The organism is Mycobacterium sp. NGS50 (genome assembly GCF_059812545.1).
In genome coordinates this window covers 1-21,508 of record NZ_JCALCW010000030.1, presented here as the reverse complement: position 1 = coordinate 21,508, position 21,508 = coordinate 1, and the positions used below count along the sequence as shown (strand labels likewise).

The 21,508-nt window shown below is 68.5% G+C and carries 20 protein-coding genes and 1 tRNA gene; 12 read left to right on the top strand and 9 right to left on the bottom strand.

Annotated elements, in window-relative coordinates; translation table 11 throughout:
• The first annotated feature begins 17 nt into the window (after positions 1-17).
• Positions 18-395: a DUF4267 domain-containing protein gene (locus AC5Y36_RS19360; protein ID WP_500042611.1), complete on the top strand. Its 378-nt coding sequence runs from the start codon at positions 18-20 to the stop codon at positions 393-395.
• On the opposite strand, the gene AC5Y36_RS19355 is transcribed toward AC5Y36_RS19360, so the two are convergent.
• Positions 396-2,201, bottom strand: coding sequence for a sulfatase-like hydrolase/transferase (locus tag AC5Y36_RS19355; protein WP_500042565.1), 1,806 nt, complete (start codon positions 2,199-2,201; stop codon positions 396-398).
• An 88-nt stretch (positions 2,202-2,289) separates the two neighbouring features.
• Here AC5Y36_RS19355 and AC5Y36_RS19350 point away from each other — a divergent pair, with 88 nt between their 5' ends.
• Together AC5Y36_RS19350 and AC5Y36_RS19345 are read left to right on the top strand one after the other, a co-directional pair.
• Positions 2,290-2,655 (top strand): DUF488 domain-containing protein, encoded by a 366-nt coding sequence (locus AC5Y36_RS19350; RefSeq protein ID WP_500042564.1) that lies wholly within the window; start codon positions 2,290-2,292, stop codon positions 2,653-2,655.
• A gap of 22 nt (positions 2,656-2,677) precedes the next feature.
• On the top strand, positions 2,678-3,205 hold the full coding sequence (locus AC5Y36_RS19345; protein ID WP_500042563.1) for a hypothetical protein: 528 nt from the start codon (positions 2,678-2,680) through the stop codon (positions 3,203-3,205).
• Positions 3,206-3,221: 16 nt separating this feature from the next.
• Here AC5Y36_RS19345 and crcB (AC5Y36_RS19340) read toward each other — a convergent pair whose 3' ends face one another.
• Positions 3,222-3,593: a fluoride efflux transporter CrcB gene (crcB, locus tag AC5Y36_RS19340; RefSeq protein ID WP_500042562.1), complete on the bottom strand. Its 372-nt coding sequence runs from the start codon at positions 3,591-3,593 to the stop codon at positions 3,222-3,224.
• A complete protein-coding gene (gene crcB / locus AC5Y36_RS19335) occupies positions 3,590-3,988 on the bottom strand; it encodes a fluoride efflux transporter CrcB (RefSeq protein ID WP_500042561.1) in 399 nt (132 codons plus the stop codon). Before crcB (AC5Y36_RS19335) ends, crcB (AC5Y36_RS19340) begins: the two co-directional genes overlap by 4 nt.
• A gap of 48 nt (positions 3,989-4,036) precedes the next feature.
• On the opposite strand from crcB (AC5Y36_RS19335), the gene pgm reads away from it, so the two are divergent.
• From pgm to AC5Y36_RS19305, 6 genes are all read left to right on the top strand, one after another.
• Positions 4,037-5,674, top strand: coding sequence for a phosphoglucomutase (alpha-D-glucose-1,6-bisphosphate-dependent) (gene pgm / locus AC5Y36_RS19330; protein ID WP_500042560.1), 1,638 nt, complete (start codon positions 4,037-4,039; stop codon positions 5,672-5,674).
• Complete coding sequence (locus AC5Y36_RS19325; RefSeq protein ID WP_500042559.1) at positions 5,671-6,924, top strand: MFS transporter; 1,254 nt, start codon at positions 5,671-5,673, stop codon at positions 6,922-6,924. Before pgm ends, AC5Y36_RS19325 begins: the two co-directional genes overlap by 4 nt.
• Positions 6,925-6,944: 20 nt before the next feature.
• Complete coding sequence (locus AC5Y36_RS19320; RefSeq protein WP_500042558.1) at positions 6,945-8,489, top strand: PucR family transcriptional regulator; 1,545 nt, start codon at positions 6,945-6,947, stop codon at positions 8,487-8,489.
• A gap of 59 nt (positions 8,490-8,548) precedes the next feature.
• Positions 8,549-9,802: an NAD(P)/FAD-dependent oxidoreductase gene (locus AC5Y36_RS19315; protein WP_500042557.1), complete on the top strand. Its 1,254-nt coding sequence runs from the start codon at positions 8,549-8,551 to the stop codon at positions 9,800-9,802.
• A 47-nt stretch (positions 9,803-9,849) separates the two neighbouring features.
• Positions 9,850-10,299, top strand: a complete 450-nt coding sequence (locus AC5Y36_RS19310) for a GreA/GreB family elongation factor (protein WP_500042556.1) — start codon at positions 9,850-9,852, stop codon at positions 10,297-10,299.
• Between the two features lie 137 nt (positions 10,300-10,436).
• Positions 10,437-10,509: transfer RNA gene (locus AC5Y36_RS19305), tRNA-Ala, on the top strand.
• An 80-nt stretch (positions 10,510-10,589) separates the two neighbouring features.
• On the opposite strand, the gene AC5Y36_RS19300 is transcribed toward AC5Y36_RS19305, so the two are convergent.
• Positions 10,590-11,762 carry a hypothetical protein gene (locus AC5Y36_RS19300; RefSeq protein WP_500042555.1) on the bottom strand — a complete coding sequence of 391 codons (1,173 nt, stop codon included), beginning with the start codon at positions 11,760-11,762 and terminating at the stop codon, positions 10,590-10,592.
• Positions 11,755-12,681, bottom strand: coding sequence for a metal-dependent hydrolase (locus AC5Y36_RS19295; protein WP_500042554.1), 927 nt, complete (start codon positions 12,679-12,681; stop codon positions 11,755-11,757). Before AC5Y36_RS19295 ends, AC5Y36_RS19300 begins: the two co-directional genes overlap by 8 nt.
• Positions 12,682-12,780: 99 nt before the next feature.
• Between AC5Y36_RS19295 and AC5Y36_RS19290 the strand changes: the two genes are divergently transcribed.
• Entirely contained in the window at positions 12,781-13,395 is a 615-nt protein-coding gene (locus AC5Y36_RS19290; protein WP_500042553.1) for a TetR/AcrR family transcriptional regulator, read from the top strand.
• 88 nt (positions 13,396-13,483) lie between these two features.
• Here AC5Y36_RS19290 and AC5Y36_RS19285 read toward each other — a convergent pair whose 3' ends face one another.
• The 4 genes from AC5Y36_RS19285 to AC5Y36_RS19270 are packed head-to-tail and all read right to left on the bottom strand — an operon-like array spanning position 13,484 to position 18,295.
• Positions 13,484-14,605, bottom strand: coding sequence for an acyl-CoA dehydrogenase family protein (locus tag AC5Y36_RS19285; RefSeq protein WP_500042552.1), 1,122 nt, complete (start codon positions 14,603-14,605; stop codon positions 13,484-13,486).
• Complete coding sequence (locus AC5Y36_RS19280) at positions 14,605-15,846, bottom strand: acyl-CoA dehydrogenase family protein (RefSeq protein ID WP_500042551.1); 1,242 nt, start codon at positions 15,844-15,846, stop codon at positions 14,605-14,607. Before AC5Y36_RS19280 ends, AC5Y36_RS19285 begins: the two co-directional genes overlap by 1 nt.
• A 47-nt stretch (positions 15,847-15,893) precedes the next feature.
• On the bottom strand, positions 15,894-16,022 hold the full coding sequence (locus AC5Y36_RS19275; protein ID WP_500042550.1) for a CstA-like transporter-associated (seleno)protein: 129 nt from the start codon (positions 16,020-16,022) through the stop codon (positions 15,894-15,896).
• 32 nt (positions 16,023-16,054) lie between these two features.
• Positions 16,055-18,295, bottom strand: coding sequence for a carbon starvation CstA family protein (locus tag AC5Y36_RS19270; protein WP_500042549.1), 2,241 nt, complete (start codon positions 18,293-18,295; stop codon positions 16,055-16,057).
• Between the two features lie 206 nt (positions 18,296-18,501).
• Between AC5Y36_RS19270 and AC5Y36_RS19265 the strand changes: the two genes are divergently transcribed.
• The gene (locus tag AC5Y36_RS19265) at positions 18,502-19,260 is read left to right on the top strand and encodes an SDR family NAD(P)-dependent oxidoreductase (RefSeq protein WP_500042548.1); all 759 of its coding nucleotides are present in this window, start codon (positions 18,502-18,504) and stop codon (positions 19,258-19,260) included.
• 60 nt (positions 19,261-19,320) lie between these two features.
• Complete coding sequence (locus AC5Y36_RS19260; protein WP_500042547.1) at positions 19,321-21,486, top strand: acyl-CoA dehydrogenase family protein; 2,166 nt, start codon at positions 19,321-19,323, stop codon at positions 21,484-21,486.
• The last annotated feature ends 22 nt before the right edge of the window (positions 21,487-21,508 follow it).

The following is a 21,508-nucleotide window of genomic DNA, read 5'->3' as shown; positions in this document are numbered from 1 at the left end:
GCCGCCGGCAGGCGCCGATGGATCGTGCCGCGCTGGTCGCGGGCGCCATCCGATTCGCCTCGGGGGTGTCGTTCCTGGTGGACCCGGTCCGGGCAAACCGGTTGTGGGGCGCCGAGGCCCAGGAGTCATCACCGACGGCGCGACTGTTGTTGCGCTCGATGGGTTATCGCGATGCGTTGATCGGTGGCCTGCTGGCAACTGCGGCGTTGCGCGGCAGGGACACCCGCGGTTGGTTTCTGGCGTCCGGCGGTGCCGACGCCGCCGATCTGCTCGGCGGCATGAGCGTTCACGACGAGATGAAGCGCTCCCAACAGGTCATCGGCCTGGGCGGGGCGGTGGTCGGGATCGCCGTTGGGCTCTGGGGCGCGACCCGCCGGGTTGGCAAGCCCGAGTAGTCAGCGTCGCAGTCGGGTCAGCAGCCGACGCACCAGGTTCGGTGGCTGGCCGGTGGGGGGCTGCCGGTTAGCGTACGGCCACGGTTGATTGCGCTCGGGCACCGCGGCCGCCCGCACCTGTTTGAGCTGCGTCCGCAGATGCTGTCGCAGCCCATGTAATGCGGGGTCGGTCCATCGGTTGTCGGCCTCGGTGGGGTCGGCGGTCAAATCGTAGAGCTCCCACTGGTCATCGAGCGGGTCGGCGCGGTAGGCCTGCCCGCGGCTCCCGTCGGCGGCCAGGTGGCGTACCCCCGGCTCGGTCCAGGTGGCCGGATCGTCGAAGGTGCGCACCAGCTTCCACAGATGCCCCGCCCCGCCGTCGGTGTCGTCGACGCGCAACACCAGGCCCTCGAAATTGGCGGCGACATGCGCGGGCAGCGTGATCCGCAACGGCGCGGGTGGGTTGGCGGACATGCCGAGTTGGCGGGCCGCCGCCGACGCCCCGGTGTCCCCTTCGAGGACGTTGTCGCGGGTCATCAGATACACCGCACGCCGGTCATCGGCCGGGCTGCCGTCCACCACCGGCAACAGATTGCGGCCGGGCAGCGGGTGCACCTCGGAGAAGGATTCGGCCAGCGACGCCGCCGTTGCGGACACATCGATCCCTGCCGCCGCCAGCAGGGTAGGCACCAGATCCACATGCGACGTCGGTGAGGTCACGACGCGGGGCTCGGTGGATGCCGCGCCGATACGGGCGATGACGAACGGAACCCGGGTGGCCTCGTCGTACAGGTTGAACCACTTCTGGTGCAATCCGCCGTGCGCCCCGAGCAGATCGCCGTGATCCGACGTACGCACCAGCACGGCGCTGTCCGACCCGCCCTCGGTAACCGCGCGGCGCACCCGGTCGATCGGCCCGTCGACCTCGGCGTGCAGGCGGTAGTAGAGGTCGCGGTAGCGCTGTGCGTTGCGTCGGTAGCTGCGGCTGACCGCGCGTGCCGGACCGTATCCCGAGAAATAGGCGTCCCGGAAGGCGCGCTGCGCGCTGGGCTTCGTGGACAGGTCCTCGTCGGCGGTCGGGGCAGCCGGCACCGTGGGCGGGTCCAGCGGCGAGGGCCGTAATGGGTTGCGCCGCACCCACGCCGGGAACAACACGATGTCGTGCGGGTTGACGAAGCTGGCCACCAGCAGAAACGGGCGCAGCGCCTCGGTGTCACCGGCGCGCCGGCGTGCGTAGCGGTCGGACAGCCAGGCGACGACGCGCTCGGCGATCAGCGGATCACGGCGAAAACCACTGTTGGACATCGCCGCACCATGCGGCTCGGGGCCCACCCACCCGGAGAATCCGTAGGGGCCCAGCGGGTCTGCATCGAGGTAGCGCTGCGCGGCCAGCGGGTCGATGACACCGTGGGCGTCGTTGGTGGCCAGTGCGGCGCCGGTCGCCGGGTCGTGCAGGTCGGCGTGCGAGATGTGCCATTTGCCGTCGTAGTGGGTGTCATATCCGGCCGCGCGAAACCAATTCCCCAGCGTCGGCACCTCGCCGGCGCGCAGCCATCGCAGCCGCGAATCATCGAACCGCTTGCCGATCCCGTCGGTCTGCGTGACGCCATGCAGATCCGGATACTGGCCGGTGAACAGCGTCGGACGGCTGGGCACGCACGCCAGCGAACCGGTGTAGTGCCTCGCGAAACTCACCCCGTGCTCGTCGAACCAGCGCCGCCCGCTCAGGACGCGGTGACGCCAGGCGAGCACGTCGGCCGCCTCGTACGGCGGCACCGCGCGCTCCTCGTCGGTCATGATGATGACGATGTCGGGGCGATCGGACATGGTGGCCTCCCATCGGTTCGCCCGACCAGTATCGCCCGTGGCGAGCGCAATCGTGCGAACTGCCTTCTGGCGGGGCTACGCTGGCGCTATGGCCGCCAAGAAGAAAGTTCGGGTTGCCCGCGTCTACGACGAACCCAGCCCCGACGAGGGCGAACGGATTCTGGTGGACCGGATCTGGCCCCGCGGCTTCCGCAAGGACGACCCGCGAGTCGGTCGGTGGTTCAAAGACGCCGCCCCGTCGAACGATTTGCGGCACTGGTACAGCCACCAGTCCGAACGGTTCGACGAATTCGTGGCCCGCTACGAGGATGAACTGCGCACCGCGGCAGGTCGCGCGGCCTTCGACGAGTTGCGTGAGCTGACCAAGGGGCACACCGTCACGCTGGTCACCGCGACCAAAGACGTGGAGGCCAGCCAGGCCGCGGTACTGGCCGGCCTGCTCAACAAGCACTGACGGCTACCGGGAAGATAACGGCATGACTGTCGTCGTGGAGAACCCCGTCGTGGACGCGATCCTGGATCAGCACGCGGCGGCGCTCGGTGCCAGCTTCACCGACTACCGCAACCACGTGTACCGCGGGATGAACTACCAGTTGCGGCTTCTTGGCCTGGACGAACCGACACCGCAGATGGCACTTGCCTGGGCGACGCACGACATCGGAATCTGGACGGCGGGGACGTGGGATTACCTTGGGCCGTCTGAAGAACTCGCCGTCGCGCTGGCGCCTCGGTTCGGCGTCACCGACACCACCGACGTGCGGGCCATGATCGCCGAGCATCACAAGCTGCGTGCCGTCGACCACCCGTCGGTGGAGACATTTCGGGTCGGTGACCGGATCGACGCGTTTCGCGGGCTCACCCTCGGCACGGCCATCGACCGACGTGACGTGTCAGAGATCGTCAACGCGCTGCCCTACCGCGGGTTCCACACCTTCATGGTCGCCACCGCCGCCCGGTGGACGCTGCGGCATCCGCTGCGCCCGATGCCGATGCTGCGCTGGTGATCCCCGGCGCCTCGGACTAGATCCACCCCGCGATCCACTGGCCGAGCAACACCGCACCCAGCCCGAAGATGACGCTGGACGCGAGGTTCGCGACCGCCGAGACGATTTGGCGTTCCTCGGCCAGGCGTTCGGTCTCCAGCATCCACGTCGAGAACGTGGTGTAAGAGCCGACGAACGCGGTGCCGGCCAACATCGCGGTATGCGGACTGAACGCGACACCGCTGATGAAACCGAGCGCGGCGGCGCCAGTGAGGTTCACCGTGAATGTGCCGAACGGGAACGAACGGGCCGCCCGCCGGGCCACCACCCGGTCCACCACGAAGCGCAGCACCGCCCCGACACCGCCGAGCACCACCACACCCGCCCACAACATGATCGACGCGGTCATCGGCGCACCTTCGCCCGGCGTACCAGCGCCGAGGCCAGATAGACCGCCAGCAGCCCCAGCAGCACGCTGGCGCCGGTGTAGCCGGCGGCCAACCCGCAATGCCCGTGCTCGAGCATCCGCAGCGTCTCGACCTGCATGGTGGAAAACGTGGTCAAACCGCCGCACAGACCGGTACCCAGCAGTGGGCGGCGGTAACTGGTCACCGGCAGCCGCTCCAGGAGTCGCGTGGTGAAGTAGCCCAGTAGGAAGGCGCCGACGATGTTGACGGCGAACGTGGGCCAGGGCCAGGACGCCGGGTCGGGGGCCACCAGCGTGCCCAGCAGCGTGCGGGTGGTCGCCCCGAGGGCGCCGCCTGCGAAAACGGCGGCCAACTCGCGGTTGTCGTGGCCCAGCACGTCGACAACCTATCGCGTCTTCAGGCGGTACCGGCAGAATGTATGAGCGTGGCCCACCCGCGCGCCGGTCAGCCGGCCCAGCCTGATGACCTTGTCGACCTGCCGCATCTGGTGACCGCGTACTACGCGATCCAGCCCGATCCCGACAACATTGCCCAGCAGGTGACGTTCGGCACTTCGGGACATCGCGGCTCGGCGCTTGACGGTGCGTTCAACGAGGCGCACATCCTGGCCACCACCCAGGCCATCGTCGAGTACCGCGCAGCGCAGGGCGTGACCGGCCCGTTGTTCATCGGCCGCGACACGCACGGCCTGTCCGAGCCGGCCTGGGTGTCCGCGCTGGAGGTTCTGGCCGCCAATGATGTCACCGCGGTGATCGATTCGCGCGACCGCTACACGCCCACCCCGGCCATCAGCCATGCCATCGTCACGCACAACCGCGAGCACATCGGCGCGCCGGCCGACGGCATCGTCGTCACCCCGTCGCACAATCCGCCGCGGGACGGCGGCTTCAAATACAACCCGCCTCACGGCGGGCCGGCGGACAGCGACGCGACCGCCGCGATCGCCGCCCGCGCCAACGAGATCCTGCGCGGCGGGTGTGCCGCGGTGCGGCGCATCCCGCTGGCCCGCGCCTTGACGATCGCCCAACGCCACGATTATCTGGCCGGCTATGTCGACGACCTGCCCAACGTCGTCGACCTCGACGCCATCCGGGCGGCCGGGGTCCGGATCGGCGCCGACCCGCTCGGCGGGGCCAGTGTGGACTACTGGGCGGCGATCGCCGAGCGGCACCGCCTGGAGTTGACCGTGGTGAACCCGCTGGTGGACGCCACCTGGCGGTTCATGACATTGGACACCGACGGTCAGATCCGGATGGACTGCAGCTCACCGGACGCGATGGCCGGGCTGATCGCCAAGATCGGCGGGAGCGGCTACCAGATCGCCACCGGCAACGACGCCGACGCCGACCGGCATGGCATCGTCACCCCCGACGCCGGCCTGCTCAACCCGAATCACTACCTGGCGGTGATGATCGACTACCTGCTGGGTCACCGGCCGAACTGGCCGACCGACATCGCCATCGGCAAAACCGCGGTCAGTTCCTCGATCATCGACCGGGTGGTTGGGGGGCTGGGCCGTCGTCTGGTCGAGGTGCCGGTCGGATTCAAATGGTTCGTCGACGGATTACGCAGTGGCAGTATCGGTTTCGGCGGTGAGGAATCGGCGGGCGCATCGTTTCTGCGCCGCGACGGTTCGGTGTGGACCACCGACAAGGACGGCATCATCGCCGCCCTGCTGGCCGCGGAGATTCTCGCGGTCACCGGATCCACCCCGTCGCAGCGGTATGGCGCGCTTGCCGAACGCTACGGTGCGTCCAGCTACGCGCGCGTCGACGCGCCCGCCGACCGTGACCAGAAGGCGCGGCTGGCCAAACTCTCGCCGGAGCAAGTCACCGCCACCGAACTCGCCGGGGAACCGATCACGGCAAAGCTGACCACCGCACCCGGCAACGGTGCGCCGCTGGGCGGGCTGAAGGTCACGACCGCCAGTGCCTGGTTCGCCGCACGGCCCTCGGGCACCGAGGACGTCTACAAGATCTACGCCGAGTCGTTCCGCGGTCCGCAGCATTTATCGCAGGTGCAGGACACCGCCCGGGAACTGGTGAATACAGTCATCGGGTGACCTTTGTTGCCCGCTGCTCCCGCGCCCAGGAAGCTGAGCTGCCGCGACACCGGCTGCCCCGCGAAATCTGGGTGCTGATCGTGGCGAACACCATGGTCGCGCTCGGCTACGGCGTGGTGGCGCCGGTGCTGCCCTCCTACGCCCGCCATTTCGGGGTCAGCATCTCCGCAGCAACGTTCGTGATCACCGTGGTGGCGCTGATGCGGCTGTGTTTCGCTCCCGTCGGTGGGCTGCTGGTGCAGCGACTCGGCGAGCGGCCCGTCTACGTGAGCGGGTTGCTGATCGTGGCGACGTCCACCGTCGCGTGCGCGTTCGCGCAGACCTACTGGCAGCTGCTGATCTTTCGCTCCCTCAGCGGTGTCGGCTCGACCATGTTCATCATCTCCTCGTTGGGCCTGATGATCCGGATCAGCCCCGACGATGCCCGTGGACGGATCTCGGGCCTGTTCGCGAGTTCGTTCCTGCTCGGCACCGTGGGCGGCCCGGTGCTGGGCAGCCTGACGGCGGGGTTCGGGTTGAGCGCCCCGTTCCTCATCTACGGCGTCATCCTGCTGGTGGCGGCGGTGGTGGTCTTCGTCAACCTGCGGCATTCGTCGCTCACCGAGCCGATGCACGCGGGCGAGCCGACCGTCACCGTACGGGCAGCGCTACGTCACCGCGCCTACCGTTCGGCGTTGCTGTCCAACTTCGCGACCGGCTGGGCGGTGTTCGGGTTGCGGATCGCGCTGGTCCCACTGTTCGTCACCGAAGTGTTGGGCCGCGGCGCCAGTGTGGCCGGGCTGGCCCTGTCGGTGATCGCGATCGGCAACGTCTGCGCCGTCGTTCCCAGCGGCTACCTGTCCGACCGGATGGGTCGGCGGGGTCTGCTGATCGCCGGGCTGACCGCCACCGGTGCCGCGACGATCCTGCTGGGCGAGTCGTCATCGCTGACCGTGCTGCTGGTTGCCGGATTCCTCACCGGCGCGACATCGGGCATCTTCAGCGCCCCGCAGCAGGCGGCCGTCGCCGACATCATCGGCAGCAGGGCGCGTGCGGGCACCGCGGTGGCCACGTTTCAGATGATGGCCGACGTCGGCGCGGTGACCGGGTCGGTCGCCGTCGGCGAGATCGCACAACACGCCACCTTCGGATGGAGCTTCGCGATCAGCGGCGTCATCCTGTTCGTCGCCGCGATCGGGTGGGTCGCGGCACCCGAGACCCGGCCGGTGGTCGCGGCGATCGATGCAGAGACTGCGCCGGAGCCGGCCTGAGCGCCTCGTAGGCTCGATTCATGGTCACCCTGGACCGACTGGTCAATGTGCTGGGCAGTTACGGCGTGCGGCTGAGGTTCTGCTCGGTGCCCCGCTCGACGGAATTGAGCAGCGTGGTCATTCACGAGACCGCCGCCGCGCGCGCGGTGGTCGGTGACGTGCTGTTGGCCATCGGCGCCCGCTCGGTCAAAGAAGCGGTGCGCTGGGCGGTGGCCGTGCGGGCGGTGGCGGTGCTGGTGCGCGGCGGCGAGGACACAACCCCGTTCGTCGGGGAAGGCGAGTCGATCGCCGTCATGGTGGTCGAACCCGAGGTGTCCTGGAGTGAGCTGGCCGCCGTGGTCTACGGCCTGGTGCTCGAGGGACGCGAGACCGAATCCGGTCGCGGCCCCACCGACTTGTTCGCGTTGGCCGACAACCTCGCCGAGGCGGTCGGTGGTGCGGTGACGATCGAAGACCAGCTTTTTCGGGTGCTGGCGTACTCACGGGGCCAGCAGCACGCCGACCCGGCGCGGGCCGCGACCATCCTGAACCGCCAGGCACCCGAGACGCTGCGCGCACTCTTCGAAAAAGAAGGTGTTCTCGCGCATTTGGCGGTTTCGGATGAGCCGCTGTTCGTGTCGGCGGACGCCGCCCACGGACTGACCGGGCGGATGGCGGTGGCGGTGCGGGCGGGGCGGGAGTTGCTGGGCGCGGTGTGGGTGGCGTGCTCGGCGCCGCTGACCGGGATCCGGCTGGCCGCACTGTCCGACGGTGCCCGCACCGTCACGCTGCATGTGCTGCGGTCACGGGCAAGCGCAGACCTGGAACGTCAGATCGAGTCGGAATGGGTGACCCGATTACTGGACGGCACCGCCGATGCGGCCACGCTGGCCAGCAGGCTGGGACTGCCGCAGGCGGCGCTGCGGGTGGTCGCGGTGCACGCGCAGATCGCCGGCGAGTCGCACGCCGCGCTGCTGTTGGCGTTCGATGCCGTCACCGCCGGATTCGGCTGGTCGCGGCCCGGGCGTAGCGCCTTGGCCGCCAACACCGTCTACACCCTGTTGCCGGCCGAAGACGCCGAGCAGGCGCGCCGCTGGGTGGCGGAGCTGCAGGCGTCGTTGCCGGCGCAGGCGGTGGTGCTGGCCGGGATCAGCGCGGCCGCGACCGCGCAGGATCTGCCGGCCGCACGCCGCGAGGCCGACGAGTGCCTGGCTTTGCACGAGGTCAGCCCGGCGCAGGCGTCGCCGCCGGCCTACGACGAATCCTGGGACGAGATCCTGCTGCAGCGGTTGCGCACCGCGGCACGCGCCGGCCGCGCCCCCGCACGGGGCCCCGTCGCCGAGCTGCGCCGCCACGACCGTGACAACGCGACGCAGTACGTCGCCACCCTGCGGGCATGGCTGGAGGCGCAGGGCGACCTGGCGCAGGCCGGGGACCGGCTGGGCGTGCACGAGAACACGGTGCGGTATCGGCTGCGCAAAATGGCGGAGGTGACCGACCTCGGGCTCGACGACGCCCGCAAGCGGTTCGCGATGATGATCCACCTGACATCGACCGACGATGTGTGGGAAGCCGACAATCGCTGACGTCAGGGTTGTCGGATTCGGGCAAACACCCCGCCGGCGAACCGGGTAACCATGGAGTTATGGCCGACAGCAACCGCATCGACTGCCCACCGCGGTCGGCGATCGTGGTGGGTGCCGGCATCGTGGGCCTGTCGACCGCCTGGTTTCTTCAGGAGCGGGGCGTGCAGGTCACCGTGGTGGACCGCACCGGTGTGGCGGCCGGCGCCTCGTGGGGGAATGCCGGCTGGATCTCGCCGGCGCTGACGATCCCGCTCAACGAACCGGCGACCCTTCGATTGGGACTCCGGTCGTTGTTGAATCCGTCGGCGCCCCTGCATGTTCCGCTGACTTTTGACACGTCGTTATGGAGCTTCCTGGTGCGGTTCGCGGCGAATTCGCGGCGGCACTCCTGGCGCCGTGCGGTGCGCGCGAACCTGCCGCTGAACTCCGAATGCATCGAGGCCTACGACGTGCTGGTCGCCAACGGGGTCGAGGCGCCGATCACCGACGCGCCGATCACCGCGGTGTTCCGCTCCTGCCGCGACGCCGAACATCTGCTGGACGAGCTGCGACGCTTCGCCGAGATCGGGCAGCCGATCCTCACCACGGAGTTGACCGGGGCCGCGCTGCGTGAACGGGTGCCGCTGGCGTCCAGCGCGGTCGCGGCCGCGGTGCAGATCAACGGGCAGCGCTTCGTGGACCCCGGGCGGTTCGTCGCCGCGCTGGGCCGTGCCGTCGTCGAGCGGGGCGCTGAACTGCACACGGCGGAGGTCACCGAGGTGCATCCCTCACACGACGGGGTCACGGTTGCGCTGCGCAGCGGCCAACCGCTGGCCGCGGAGGCGGCGGTGATCGCCACCGGCGCCTGGTTGTCCCGGTTGGCGGCACCCTGGATTCAGGTGCCGGTGCAGGCCGGCCGCGGCTACTCATTCACCGTTCCGGTGGACGCTCCGGTGCTCGGGCCGGTCTATCTGCCCGACGCGAAGGTGGCCTGCACACCGTTGAACGGTCGGCTGCGGGTCGCCGGCACCATGGAGTTCCGAGCGCCCGACGCCCCGCCCGTCGCCGCCCGCGTCGACGCCATCGTCGAGGCGGCGCGCCCGATGTTGACCGGCGTTCGCTGGGAGGAACGCGAACATCTCTGGGTCGGCCCGCGTCCGGTCACCCCCGATGGGCGTCCCCTGGTGGGGGAGGCGGCGGCGGGCATCTATGTCGCGGGCGGGCACGGGATGTGGGGGATGGCGCACGGTCCGGCGACCGGGCGCACGCTGGCCGAGCAGATCACCACCGGCAAGCAACCCGCCGCCCTGCGGGCCCTTGATCCGTTGCGCTGAGCCATTCAGCGATCGCCCCCCGAAACCTGTTGAAAAGGAGACAGCTGATGACCAACCCCGCGGTGTGGATCACCCCGGAGACCCGCGACCGACTGCAGGCCGAACTGGCCGAACTGTCCGAGCCGCAAGCCGACGGCGAGACAGCAGACCTGGATGAACGACGGGCCCGCCAGGCACGGATCCACCAGATTCATGACCTGCTCAACGACGCCGTCGTCGGTGAAGATCCGCCCGACGACGGCGTCGCCGAGCCCGGCATGGTGCTCACCGTGCGCTACGAGGGCGGCGATGAGACCGAGACCTTCCTGCTGGGAGCCCGCGGCGTCGAGCACGGCGACATCGAGGTCTACTCGACGCAGTCGCCGCTGGGGATCGCGATCGCCGGCGCCCGCCCGGGCGAGCGGCGCAGCTACCGGGTGCCCAGCGGCGCCACGGTGTCGGTCACCCTGGTCGAGGCGGTGCCCTATGGGCTGCACCGGCATGGTCACCCGGCCTGAGGGGTGTTTTACGCCGAGATCGACGTCAGCGCGGCCGGCACTCGCAGTTTTCCACGCTACCGTCGATCTCGGCGCATCGGTGACCTGCGGTTTTGAACCGGAGTGGCCGGTGGTGTAGCTTCGATGAGCATCACTTCGGGGCTATGGCGCAGCTGGTAGCGCACCACACTGGCAGTGTGGGGGTCAGGGGTTCGAGTCCCCTTAGCTCCACTTCACCTATTTTGGCGTTCACTCTGCGTCCACGGCGCAAAAGTTCGAGTAGAAGACGCCGTCAGCGCAGAGTCAACCGCTTAGGCCGCAGCCGCCAATGTCTTGGCGCCCGACGACGCCGCCGCGGCGCGATTGACGGTGCGGGCCAGGTAGACACACGCGCCGGCGACCAGGAAGCACACGAGGGTGTACCACAGGCTGCCGGTGGGATCACCGCTAGCGGTGACGCCGTTCACGGCGCCGAAGTACGCCGGCAGCGCGGTGATCCACAGCACCGCCATCACCGCGAGATACGCTGCGGCATAGCCGATCACTAACGGACTGGCGTAGCCCCTGCTGGCCGGGACGCCGTCGAGAATGGCCACCCCACCGTGGCGGAACCGCTTCCACTGTTGGGCAAAGATATAGACCGCGACAACGCTCAACACCACGAGCTCGGTGGCGTAGGCGATACCGGTCACCGTGGTGCTACCGGTCAGCCCGCCGAGCAGCGTTGCGGGCAGCGGCAGGATGCCGGTGCCCAGCGACGCCAACACCCCCACCACAACGGTGCGCCAAGTGATCTGCCAACCGGAAAGCCGTCGGCCCCGGTCGACCTGCCGGCCGACGAACCATTGCACGCAGAACGCCAGCGACATCGGCCACAGCGCCGCGAACACCACCACGCTGGGCAACGGAACCGAGTCGAACATCGGCTGATTGAGCGGGTTGTCCACGCTCCACTCCCACCACCGCAGCTGTGGACCGAGGTGATCGAAAATCTCGTAGAACGCATGGTGTACGAAGCCGACGCAGACCGCGCCGATCAGGGTTCCGTAGCGGCGGAAAACCCCGAGGCATCGGACGATTTCGAACGCGACGGTGGCCATCATCGGGTAGATCGCGACGATGTAGAGGGGGAGCCGGCCCCACAGGAAGTCGACGGTGAATACGTTGTGGGCGAACATGGTGTCGACCTGGCTGTCGATGCCGAAAGCCGCCGGAAAGTACAGCGGCGGTTCGATGATCAGCAGATAGGCGATGGCCCCGGACCACAGCACCAGGTTGGTGGCGTCACCGTGGCGGCGCAGCCGGATGATGGCGTAGACCAGTGCCAGCACCGCGCCGGTGATCACCGTGAGTTCCAGCACCGGCAGGGTCCAGTTCTCCAGAGCGAAGGGGTTGCGGACCTCGAACAGCCCGCCGGCGGTCTGGCAGGAGAACCCCATCGATTCGGCGAGTCGGTCGAACGTGGGGGAGCAGTGCTCAGACATGCGAGGCCTCCGCGGTGTACCAGTGGGTGACGTCGTATCCGGCGTCGTAGCGATCGAACCACTGTCCCGCCAGCACCGGGAGCTTTTCGTGGGCGGGATTGTGATTGGGCAGCTGGCTGCGGACCACGCCCGACAACGCGATCAGCTGTTCCCGCAGCGACAGGTGTGCGAACGCCCGCGGCATCGTCCCATTGTTGGCCGGGGAGCCAAACGGAAGTCGCCGCAACAGATTCTGCTTGCGCCGGTAGCGGGCGAACATGCTCATCGCATCGACCTGGCGATCCGCCAGCGGGACGTGCTTGTTGAAGCCCTCGCAGGCGATGCGCATCACGTCGAGGACGTGTTTGAAGATCGACGGCAGCACTCGCATCCGATACCACGGGTCGTCGACCACCGCGTCGTAGATGATCAGCGCCGAACTGCGGTGCTCGACCTCCTCGACGAAATGCCACAAGAACAGTGAGGCCACCCGGTCATCGCCGGGCGCGAACAGCGTCGTGTCGTTGTCCAGCATCAGCTTGAACACCGGCGTGAACGTCGCCTCCAGATCGGCGGTGTAGGCCAGCCGGTACTTCAACGGCGTATGGGCGGTCAGATCGTCGAATGAGGCGATCACCTGGTCCAGGGTTTCTTTGAGCCCGGGGTGACTCTTGATCAGTCCCTTGGCGTGCTGGCGATGCGCCATCGCGTGCTGGCCTTCCTGGCGCACGAACGCATCGGCCTCCTCGGCGATCACCGGATCGGTGATCAGCGGCATCGCCTCGGGAATCATGCTGCCGATCATCTTCTCGAACGCGATGGCCAAGAACGACACCGCGTTGGCCATCGACGAGAACGCCGGGTTGGTCTCGTTCCACACGAACGGAACCGGGCGGTCGGCGAACGCGAACCGCATCTTGCGTATTTGTAGGTCGGTCATCTGCACGCTCTCCAGTAATCATACAAATAAGATGTTGTGTGTATGGTCGTATGATTGCAGCCCGAGGCGAGTTTCGTCAACGCCGGGAGGATGGACGCGATGGCACGCAGGCGCGGGTGGGGCGGCAACCCGCCGGCCAGCGACGACGAGGCCACCCGGCGCATCGTGGCGGCCGCCGTCGACCTACTCGCGGCGACCGGGTCGGCGATCAGCATCGCCGACGTCGCCGAATCGCTCGGCGTCATCCGCCAGACCGTGTACCGCTACTTCCCGACCGCCGATGCGCTGATGGAAGCCGCCGCGATCGCCTCGGTCGACGACTTCTTCGATCAGCTCGCCGAACGGGTGCGCGGCATCCACGACCCGGCCGAGGCGATGACCGAAGGGGTGCTCCACACCCTGGAGGCCGTCGCGCGCACCCCGCACCTGGGCATCCTGTTGTCCGAGCCGTATTTGGGCGCGCATTCCAGCGGTCTGGCCTCCCCGCAAGCCCAGGAGTTGGGCATGCGGATGATCACCCGGTTCGACGTGGACTGGCAAAGTCATGGCTACGACGACGCCGCGCTACGGGACCTGGTGGAGTTTACGTTGCGCACCATGCTGTCGTTCTTCGTCGCGCCCAACGACCTTGATCGCAGCCCAGATGAGTTGCGGCGCTTCGTGCGCCGCTGGCTGGGCGGGGCGATTGCCGCGCAGTCCTCGTCGACGCCGTAGCGGGTGAAGCTCCAATGACTCTGCGGTGAGGGCGCGAAAGTGCGAGTGAAGTGCGCCGTCAGCGCAGAGTCAACGCGGGTGGTGGGGTCTACGGTCTCGTCAGCGCGGAGTAGCGGGCCAGGTGGAAATCAGTTGACCCGAACTCCTGCTGGACGGCGGTCAACCGCTTGAAGTAATGCCCGATCGCCAGTTCCTCGGTCATGCCCATCCCGCCGTGCAGCTGTACCGCGTTCTGCCCGACGAAGCGGGCCGCGCGGCCGATCGTCACCTTGGCCGCCGACACTGCCCGCGCCCGCTCAGCGGCGTCGGCGTCCAGATTGAGCACCGCCAGATACACCGCGGCCACCGCCTGCTCCACCTCGAGGCTCATATCCACCATGCGGTGCTGCAGCACCTGCAGGCTGCCGATCGGCTGGCCGAACTGCTGGCGTTGCTTGCAGTAGGCGACGGTGTCCGCCAACACTTTCCGCATACAACCGACCGCTTCGGCGGCGACCGCCGCCGCGCCCTCGTCACGGGCCTGCTCCAACGACGCCCCGGCCTGCCCGGCCTCACCGAGCAGCGCGTCGGCCGGCAACCGCACACCATCGAGCGTCAGGTCCGCGGCACGGCGGTCATCGATGGTCCGATAGCCGTGCAGCGCCAGGCCTTCAACGTCGGTCAGGTCGATGAGGAACAGCGAGACCCCGTCCGAGGTGCGGGCGGTGACCAGCAGATGGGTGGCCAGCGGCGCACCGACCGCGACGATCTTGGTGCCGTTCAGTACCCAGCTGTCGCTGTCGGGCACCGCCGTCGTCGAAATCCGGGTCAGGTCATCGCCGGACTCGGGTTCGGTCGCCCCCAACGCCACGACCGCGTCACCGGCGGCGATCGCCTCCAGCACCGCGCCGGCGCGATGACCGCCCGCGCGCCGCAGGAGACCACCGGCTACCACCACGGTGTCCACATACGGCTCGATCACCAACGCGTGACCCAATTCCTCGGCGATCACCATCGATTCGACTGGGCCGCCGCCCATCCCGCCGACCTCTTCGGGCAGGGTGGCGCCCAGGATGCCCAGCTCCTCGGCGAATCCCCGCCACACGTCCGGCTGCCAGCCGGCGCCGGTCTTGGCAGCGGCGCGGCTGGTGTGCAGGTCGTAGCGAGTGGCCAGGAACTTGGCCAGCCCGTCGCGCAGCAGCTGCTGTTCTTTGGTCAGGGTGAAGTCCATCAGAGTCCCAACGCCGCTTTGGCCAGAATGTTGCGCTGAATTTCGTTGCTGCCGGCGTAGATCGAGCCGGCACGATCGTTGAAGTACCGCAGCGGCGCCACCGCCTGCCACGGCTCGCCGCTGACGTATCCGTCTGGCGGCGGCTCGAATTCGGTGACCGGTCCGCCGGGACGGGTGGCATGCGGCTGATACACCCGACCGCGCGGTCCCGCCGCCACCAGGGCGAGCTCTGTCAGCGTTTGGCTCAGCTCGGTGCCGAGGATTTTGAGCATCGACGATGCCGGACCGGGATTGCCGCCCCCGGCCACCACCGACAGCGTGCGGTACTCCAGGATTTCCATCACCTCGGTGCGGATCCGGGCGTCGGCAAGCCGGGCCGCAAATGCCGGGTCATCCAGCAGCGAACCGCCCGCCGGCCCGGGCTGGGTGGCGGCCGCCTCGGCGACCTCAGCGGCCATCACCTGCAACGCGGGCGCCACCGCCCCGCCGCCGCGTTCGAACTCCAGCAGGTACTTGGCGACCGTCCAGCCGTCGTCGATCTGGCCGATCACGTTCTCCTTGGGGATTCGGACAGCGTCGAAGAACACCTGGTTCTGGACCTCTTCACCCGAGGTCATCACCAGCGGCCGGATCTCGATGCCCGGCGAGGCCATGTCCAGAAGCACAAAGGTGATGCCCTGCTGTTTCTTGGCCAACCGCGAGGTGCGCACCAACGCGAACATCCAATTCGCTTCCCGGGCATGGGTGGTCCAGATCTTGCTGCCGGTGCAGAGAAGGTAGGCGCCGTCGGCCGGGTCTTCAGCGGCCGCCATCGACAGCGCCGCCAGGTCGGAACCCGCCTCCGGCTCGGAGTAGCCCTGGCAGAAGAACACCTCGCCGGTCAGGATGCGCGGCAGGAAGAACTCCTTTTGCGTGGGCGTCCCAAATGCGACGATGGCGTGCGCGACCATCCTGATCCCCATCGGTGACAACGACGGGGCGCCGGCCAGGATCGATTCCCGCTGGAAGATGTAGTGCTGGGTCAAGGACCAATCACAGCCGCCATGCTCGACCGGCCACGCCGGCGCCGCCCAACCGCGCTCGTGCAGGATCGCCTGCCAGGCCATGCTGGCGTCGTGGTCGGCGTAGACGCTGGTCATCAGGCGCCCGGCCTGCCGCAGCTCTGCGGTCAGTTTCGCGTCCAGGAAGTCGCGGACCTCGTCGCGGAATGCCGAGTCGGCCGCTGACCACTGCAAGTCCATCCGTCTCTCCTAACCGGTTGGTTGGTCCACCTAGACGGTAGACGGTGTCAGCAACAGCGCGCACCCGGGTCGGTTTGATAGCGCCGGCGCCAGTAGTCCCGTTCTGACAACACCGGCTCGCCCGGGTGCGCGCGGCGCCGGTAGTCCAGGTAGCGCCGGTAGTGCGAGTCGCCCATCAAGGCGCCCCAGTACCAGCCGATCCCACGAGCTATTCGGCCAATGCGTCCCATTGGGCCTGCACCTCCCGTTCGGTGACGGTGGCGATGAGCCCGGACGGAGCGAACCGTCGCGACAACACCGGCTCCTCCTCGGTCAGCTGGCGTCCGGTGCCACGAATCGCACCCAATGCCACGACGATTCCCGCCGCGACCACCACCACGACGACCGCGGCGAACACCACCGAAAGGCTGCCCTGGATGAACGTATTCCGGATGACCGCGGCGAGCTGATCGGGGTTGTGCGCCGAACCGAACTCAGTCTTGCCGGCCAGCTGCGCCGACCGGTACTGCAGATGCTGTGCCCAGTAACTCAACTGGGGGTTGCTGGAGAAGATCTTCTGCCAGGAGGCGGTCAGCGTCACCACCAGATCGCCCAGCAGCGGGATCCCCGGAATCCACGCCCAGGCCAGCAACCCCTTCTTGATCACGACCACCGTCACCACCGTCAGCGCGATCGCCGCCAACAGCTGATTGGCGATGCCGAACAGCGGAAACAAAGTGTTGATCCCGCCCAACGGGTCACTCACGCCCATCAGCAGGATGGAGCCCCAGCCGGCGACCACGGCCAGGCTGCACGCCCAGGCGCCGACCCGCCAGCTCGGATTGGACAGCTTGCGCAGCGGCCCGCCCAGATTGCCCAACGCATCGGACAGGATGAACCGGGACACCCGGGTGCCGGCGTCGACGGTGGTCAGGATGAACAGTGCCTCGAACATGATCGCGAAGTGATACCAGAACGCCTGCAGCCCCGTACCGCCGAACATCCGCTGCAGCACTTCGGACATCCCGAACGCCAGCGTGGGCGCCCCGCCGGTGCGCGACACGATCGACGTTTCCCCGACATCGGCGGCGGCTTGGGTGATCTGTTCGGCGGTAGCCGGCGCCCCAGTCAGCTGCAGGCCGTTGACGTAGGCCGCGGCGCCGGTCGCGGTTCCGCCGGTCTGGGCCGCGGACGCGTTGAGCGTGAAGTACAGGTGCTGGTTGAGGATCGAGGCGGTGATCAGCGCCATCACCGCGACGAACGATTCGGTCAGCATGCCGCCGTAGCCGATCAGCCGCATCTGGCTTTCCTTCTCCAGCAGCTTTGGGGTGGTGCCCGAGGACACCAGCGCGTGGAATCCGGAGAGCGCACCGCAGGCGATCGTGATGAACAAGAACGGGAACAGCGAACCGGCGAACACCGGGCCGTCGCCGCGGTCGGCGAACGGTGAGACAGCGGGCGCCGCCATCACCGGGCGAACGATCAGGATGCCCACGGCGAGCAGCGCGATGGTGCCCACCTTCATGAACGTCGACAGGTAGTCGCGCGGTGCCAGCAGCAGCCACACCGGCAGCACGGATGCGGCGAAGCCGTAACCGATCACACACCACGACAGCGTGACCGGCGACAGGCTGAACCACGAGGCGCCCCAGGCGGTGTCGGCGACCCAACGCCCGGAGATGATGGCCAGCAGCAGCAGTGTGACGCCGATCAGCGACACCTCCGAAACCCGGCCGGGCCGCAGGAACCGCAGATAGACGCCCATGAACACCGCGATCGGGATCGTCATGGCGATCGAGAACACGCCCCATGGACTGACCGCCAGCGCCCGCACCACCACCAGGGCCAGCACCGCGATCAGCATGACGACGATGAACAGAATGCCGACGATGGCCGCGGTGCCCCCGACAGGGCCGAGCTCGTCGCGGGCCATCTGGCCCAGCGAGCGGCCGCGGCGACGCGTGGAGATCCACAGCACCAGGTAGTCCTGCACGCAGCCGCCGAGCACCGCGCCGAACACGATCCAGATGGCGCCGGGAAGGTAGCCCATCTGGGTGGCGAGCACCGGTCCGACCAGCGGACCGGCCCCGGCGATCGCGGCGAAATGGTGTCCGAACAGCACCCGCCGGTCGGTGGGCATGTAGTCGGCGCCGTTCTCGAGAACTTCGGCGGGGGTGGCGTGGTCGTCGCGCGGACGCACGATCTTGTACTCGATCAGCCGTGCGTAGAACCGGAATCCGATGACGTAGGTGCAGATGGCGGCGATCACGAACCACACCGCGTTGACCGTCTCGCCGCGGGTGAATGCGATGACCGCCCAGGCCAGCGCGCCCAGCACGGCGACGAGGCCGAAAATCAGCCGATGCCGGGCGGTGATCGGGGAGCGGTCGATGATCGCGACCGGCGGCAGTTCGGCATCGGTGCGAATGAGGCGGACCGGTCCGTCGTGCTGGGCTGTCGGTACCGCCACTGGGCCTCCCTGGATGACGGTCGAGTTCTGCTTGCGCGTGATCCTCGCACGACCCGGACAGCCGTGCCGGGTACTGGCCCGGTGGGGGCATCCCGTTCCTGATACTGTATGGATTTCAGTGGGGGCGGAGCGGTGGACCCCGGGCGTGACCGTCGTCCACGGCGCGCTAACTTGCATTAATAGCAAAAACAGACAAGGAGATCGGCATGGAGATCAGCGGCAAGAAGGTGGTCGTCATCGGTGGCGCCTCGGGTATGGGGCGCGCCAGTGCCGAACTGCTGGCCGCTCGCGGCGCCAATGTCGCGGTGCTCGACCGGGAGGGGTCGGACGGCAAAGAGGTCGCGGCCGGGATCGGCGGCAACTTCTACCCGGTCGATGTCACCGACTTCGACGGCACCGAAACCGTGCTGGCCGAGGCCGTCGACGCACTGGGCGGCCTGCACGTCATCGTGACCACCGCCGGTGGCGGCATCGCCCAGCGGACACTGTCCAAGTCCGGCCCGCATGATCTCGACGCCTTCCGCAAGGTCATCGACCTCAACCTGATCGCCACCTTCAACATCACCCGGCTGGCGGCGGCACACATGAGCCGCAACGAGCCCGAGGACGACGAGCGCGGCGTCATCATCAACACCGCTTCGATCGCCGCTTTCGAGGGCCAGATCGGTCAGGTCGCCTACACCGCGGCCAAGGCCGGGATCGCCGGCATGTGCCTGACCGCCGCGCGCGACCTCGGCTCGCAGGGCATCCGGGTGCTCGCGATCGCGCCGAGCCTGTTCGCCACCGGGCTGACCAAGGGCATCCCGGACGAGTACGCGACGGCCCTGACCAAGGACGCGGCATTTCCCAAGCGGCTGGGCCGGCCCGAGGAGTACGCCAAGCTGGTGGCGGCCATCGTGGACAACCCGATGCTCAACGGTCAGTGCTTGCGGCTCGACGCGGGGCAGCGCTTCGCGCCCAAGTGATTCGCGGGCTGTGCCTGTGCGTACGCTCGGTCCACTGGCTCGGCTGATGAGGAGGCCCTGATGGGAATCGCAGTTACCGACGACCACCGCGAGCTCGCTGAAGTCGCCCGGGGGTTCCTGACCGCGCAGAAGGCCCGCGCGGCGGCGCGGGACCTGCTCGACGCCGCCGAGGAGACCCGTCCACCGTTCTGGGCGGACCTCGTCGAGCTGGGCTGGCTGGGTCTGCACATCGACGAGCAGTACGGCGGTTCCGGGTTCGGGCTGCCCGAACTGGTCGTGGTGATCGAGGAACTGGGCCGTGCGGTCGCACCCGGACCGTTCGTTCCCACCGTGATCGCCTCGGCGGCGATCGCCGCCGACGGCAACTCCGATCAGAAGTCCCGGCTCCTGCCCGGACTGATCGATGGAACGGTCACCGCCGCAGTGGGTTTGGGCGGTTCTGTTCGCATCGAGCGCGGGGTGGCCAGCGGTGACGCCGGCATCGTGCTGGGCGCGGGGTTGGCCGACGTGCTGATGATCGCCGCCGGTGAGGACGTGCTGGTGCTGGACCGGGAGCGGGCGGGGCTATCGGTGCAGGTGCCCGAGAACCTGGATCCGGGCCGACGCTCGGGGCGGGTCAGTCTGAGCGACGTCGCCGTCACCGACGACGATGTGCTGCCCGGCGCCCTCGCCTCGGCGCGGGCGCGGGCCCGGACACTGCTGGCGGCCGAGGCGGTCGGCGGGGCCGCCGACTGCGTGGACGCCGCGGTCGAATATGCCCAGGTACGCCAGCAGTTCGGGCGCACCATCGCCACTTTCCAGGCCGTCAAGCACCACTGCGCGAACATGCTGGTGGCTGCCGAGTCGGCGACTGCGGCGGTATGGGACGCCGCCCGCGCGGCCGACGAAGACGAAGCCCAGTTCCGGTTGATCGCGGCGGTGGCCGCGGCGCTCGCGTTCCCGGCCTACGCGCGCAACGCCGAGCTGAATATTCAGGTGCACGGCGGCATCGGCTTCACCTGGGAACACGACGCGCATCTGCATCTGCGCCGCGCGCTGGCGGTGCGGGCGATCTTCGGCGGAGACGGACCCGCCCGCGATGTGTTCGAGGACACCGCGGCCGGCGTCACCCGGGCCAACAGCCTGGACCTGCCGCCCGAGGCAGAGGAGTTGCGTGTCCAGATTCGCGCCGACATCGCCGAGATCGCCGCGTTGGAGGGTGACGCGCAGCGGGACAAGCTGATCGAGACCGGCTACATCATGCCGCACTGGCCCAAGCCGTGGGGCCGGGCCGCCAATGCGGTGGAGCAGCTGGTGACAGAGGAGGAGTTCGCGGCCGCCGGTGTCAAGCGGCCCGACTACTCGATCACCGGCTGGGTCATTTTGACGTTGATCCAACATGGGACCGACTGGCAGATCGAACGATTCGTGGAGAAGGCACTGCGCCAGGACGAAGTGTGGTGTCAGCTGTTCTCCGAGCCCGACGCCGGATCCGACGCCGCGGCGGTCAAAACCCGCGCGGTCCGCGTCGACGGCGGCTGGAAGATCAACGGGCAGAAGGTGTGGACGTCGGGGGCGCACTACTGCAGCCGCGGCCTTGCCACCGTGCGCACCGACCCCGATGCCGCCAAGCACGCCGGCATCACCACGGTGATCATCGACATGAAGGGCCCCGGCGTCGAGGTGCGTCCGCTGCGGCAGATCACCGGCGGCTCGGACTTCAACGAGGTGTTCTTCAATGATGTGTTCGTTCCCGACGAAGACGTGGTCGGCGAACCCAACACCGGGTGGACGGTGGCCCGGGCGACGCTAGGCAATGAGCGGGTCAGCATCGGCGGCGGCACAACGTATTACGACGGGGTGGCCGATCTGCTGGTAGGACTGGTCCAGAAGCACGAAGACCAGGTGGCGGGCGCCCGGATCCGGATGGGCAACTATCTGGCCGAGGACCACGCGCTGCGACTGCTCAACCTGCGCCGCGCCGCCCGCAGCATCGCCGGTGCCGGCCCGGGCCCGGAGGGCAACGTCACCAAGCTGACCCTCGCCGAGCACATGGGCGAGGCGGCGGCGATCTGGTCGGCGCTGCTGGGCCCGGAAGTCGCGCTGACCGACGGGCCGGCGGCGCTGGCCGGCCGGATGGTGATGGGTGCGCGTGGAATGGCCATCGCGGGAGGCACTTCCGAGGTGACCCGTAACCAGATCGCCGAGCGGATCCTGGGCATGCCGCGCGACCCGCTGATCAAGTAACCCGGCGAGCAACCCCGCGACC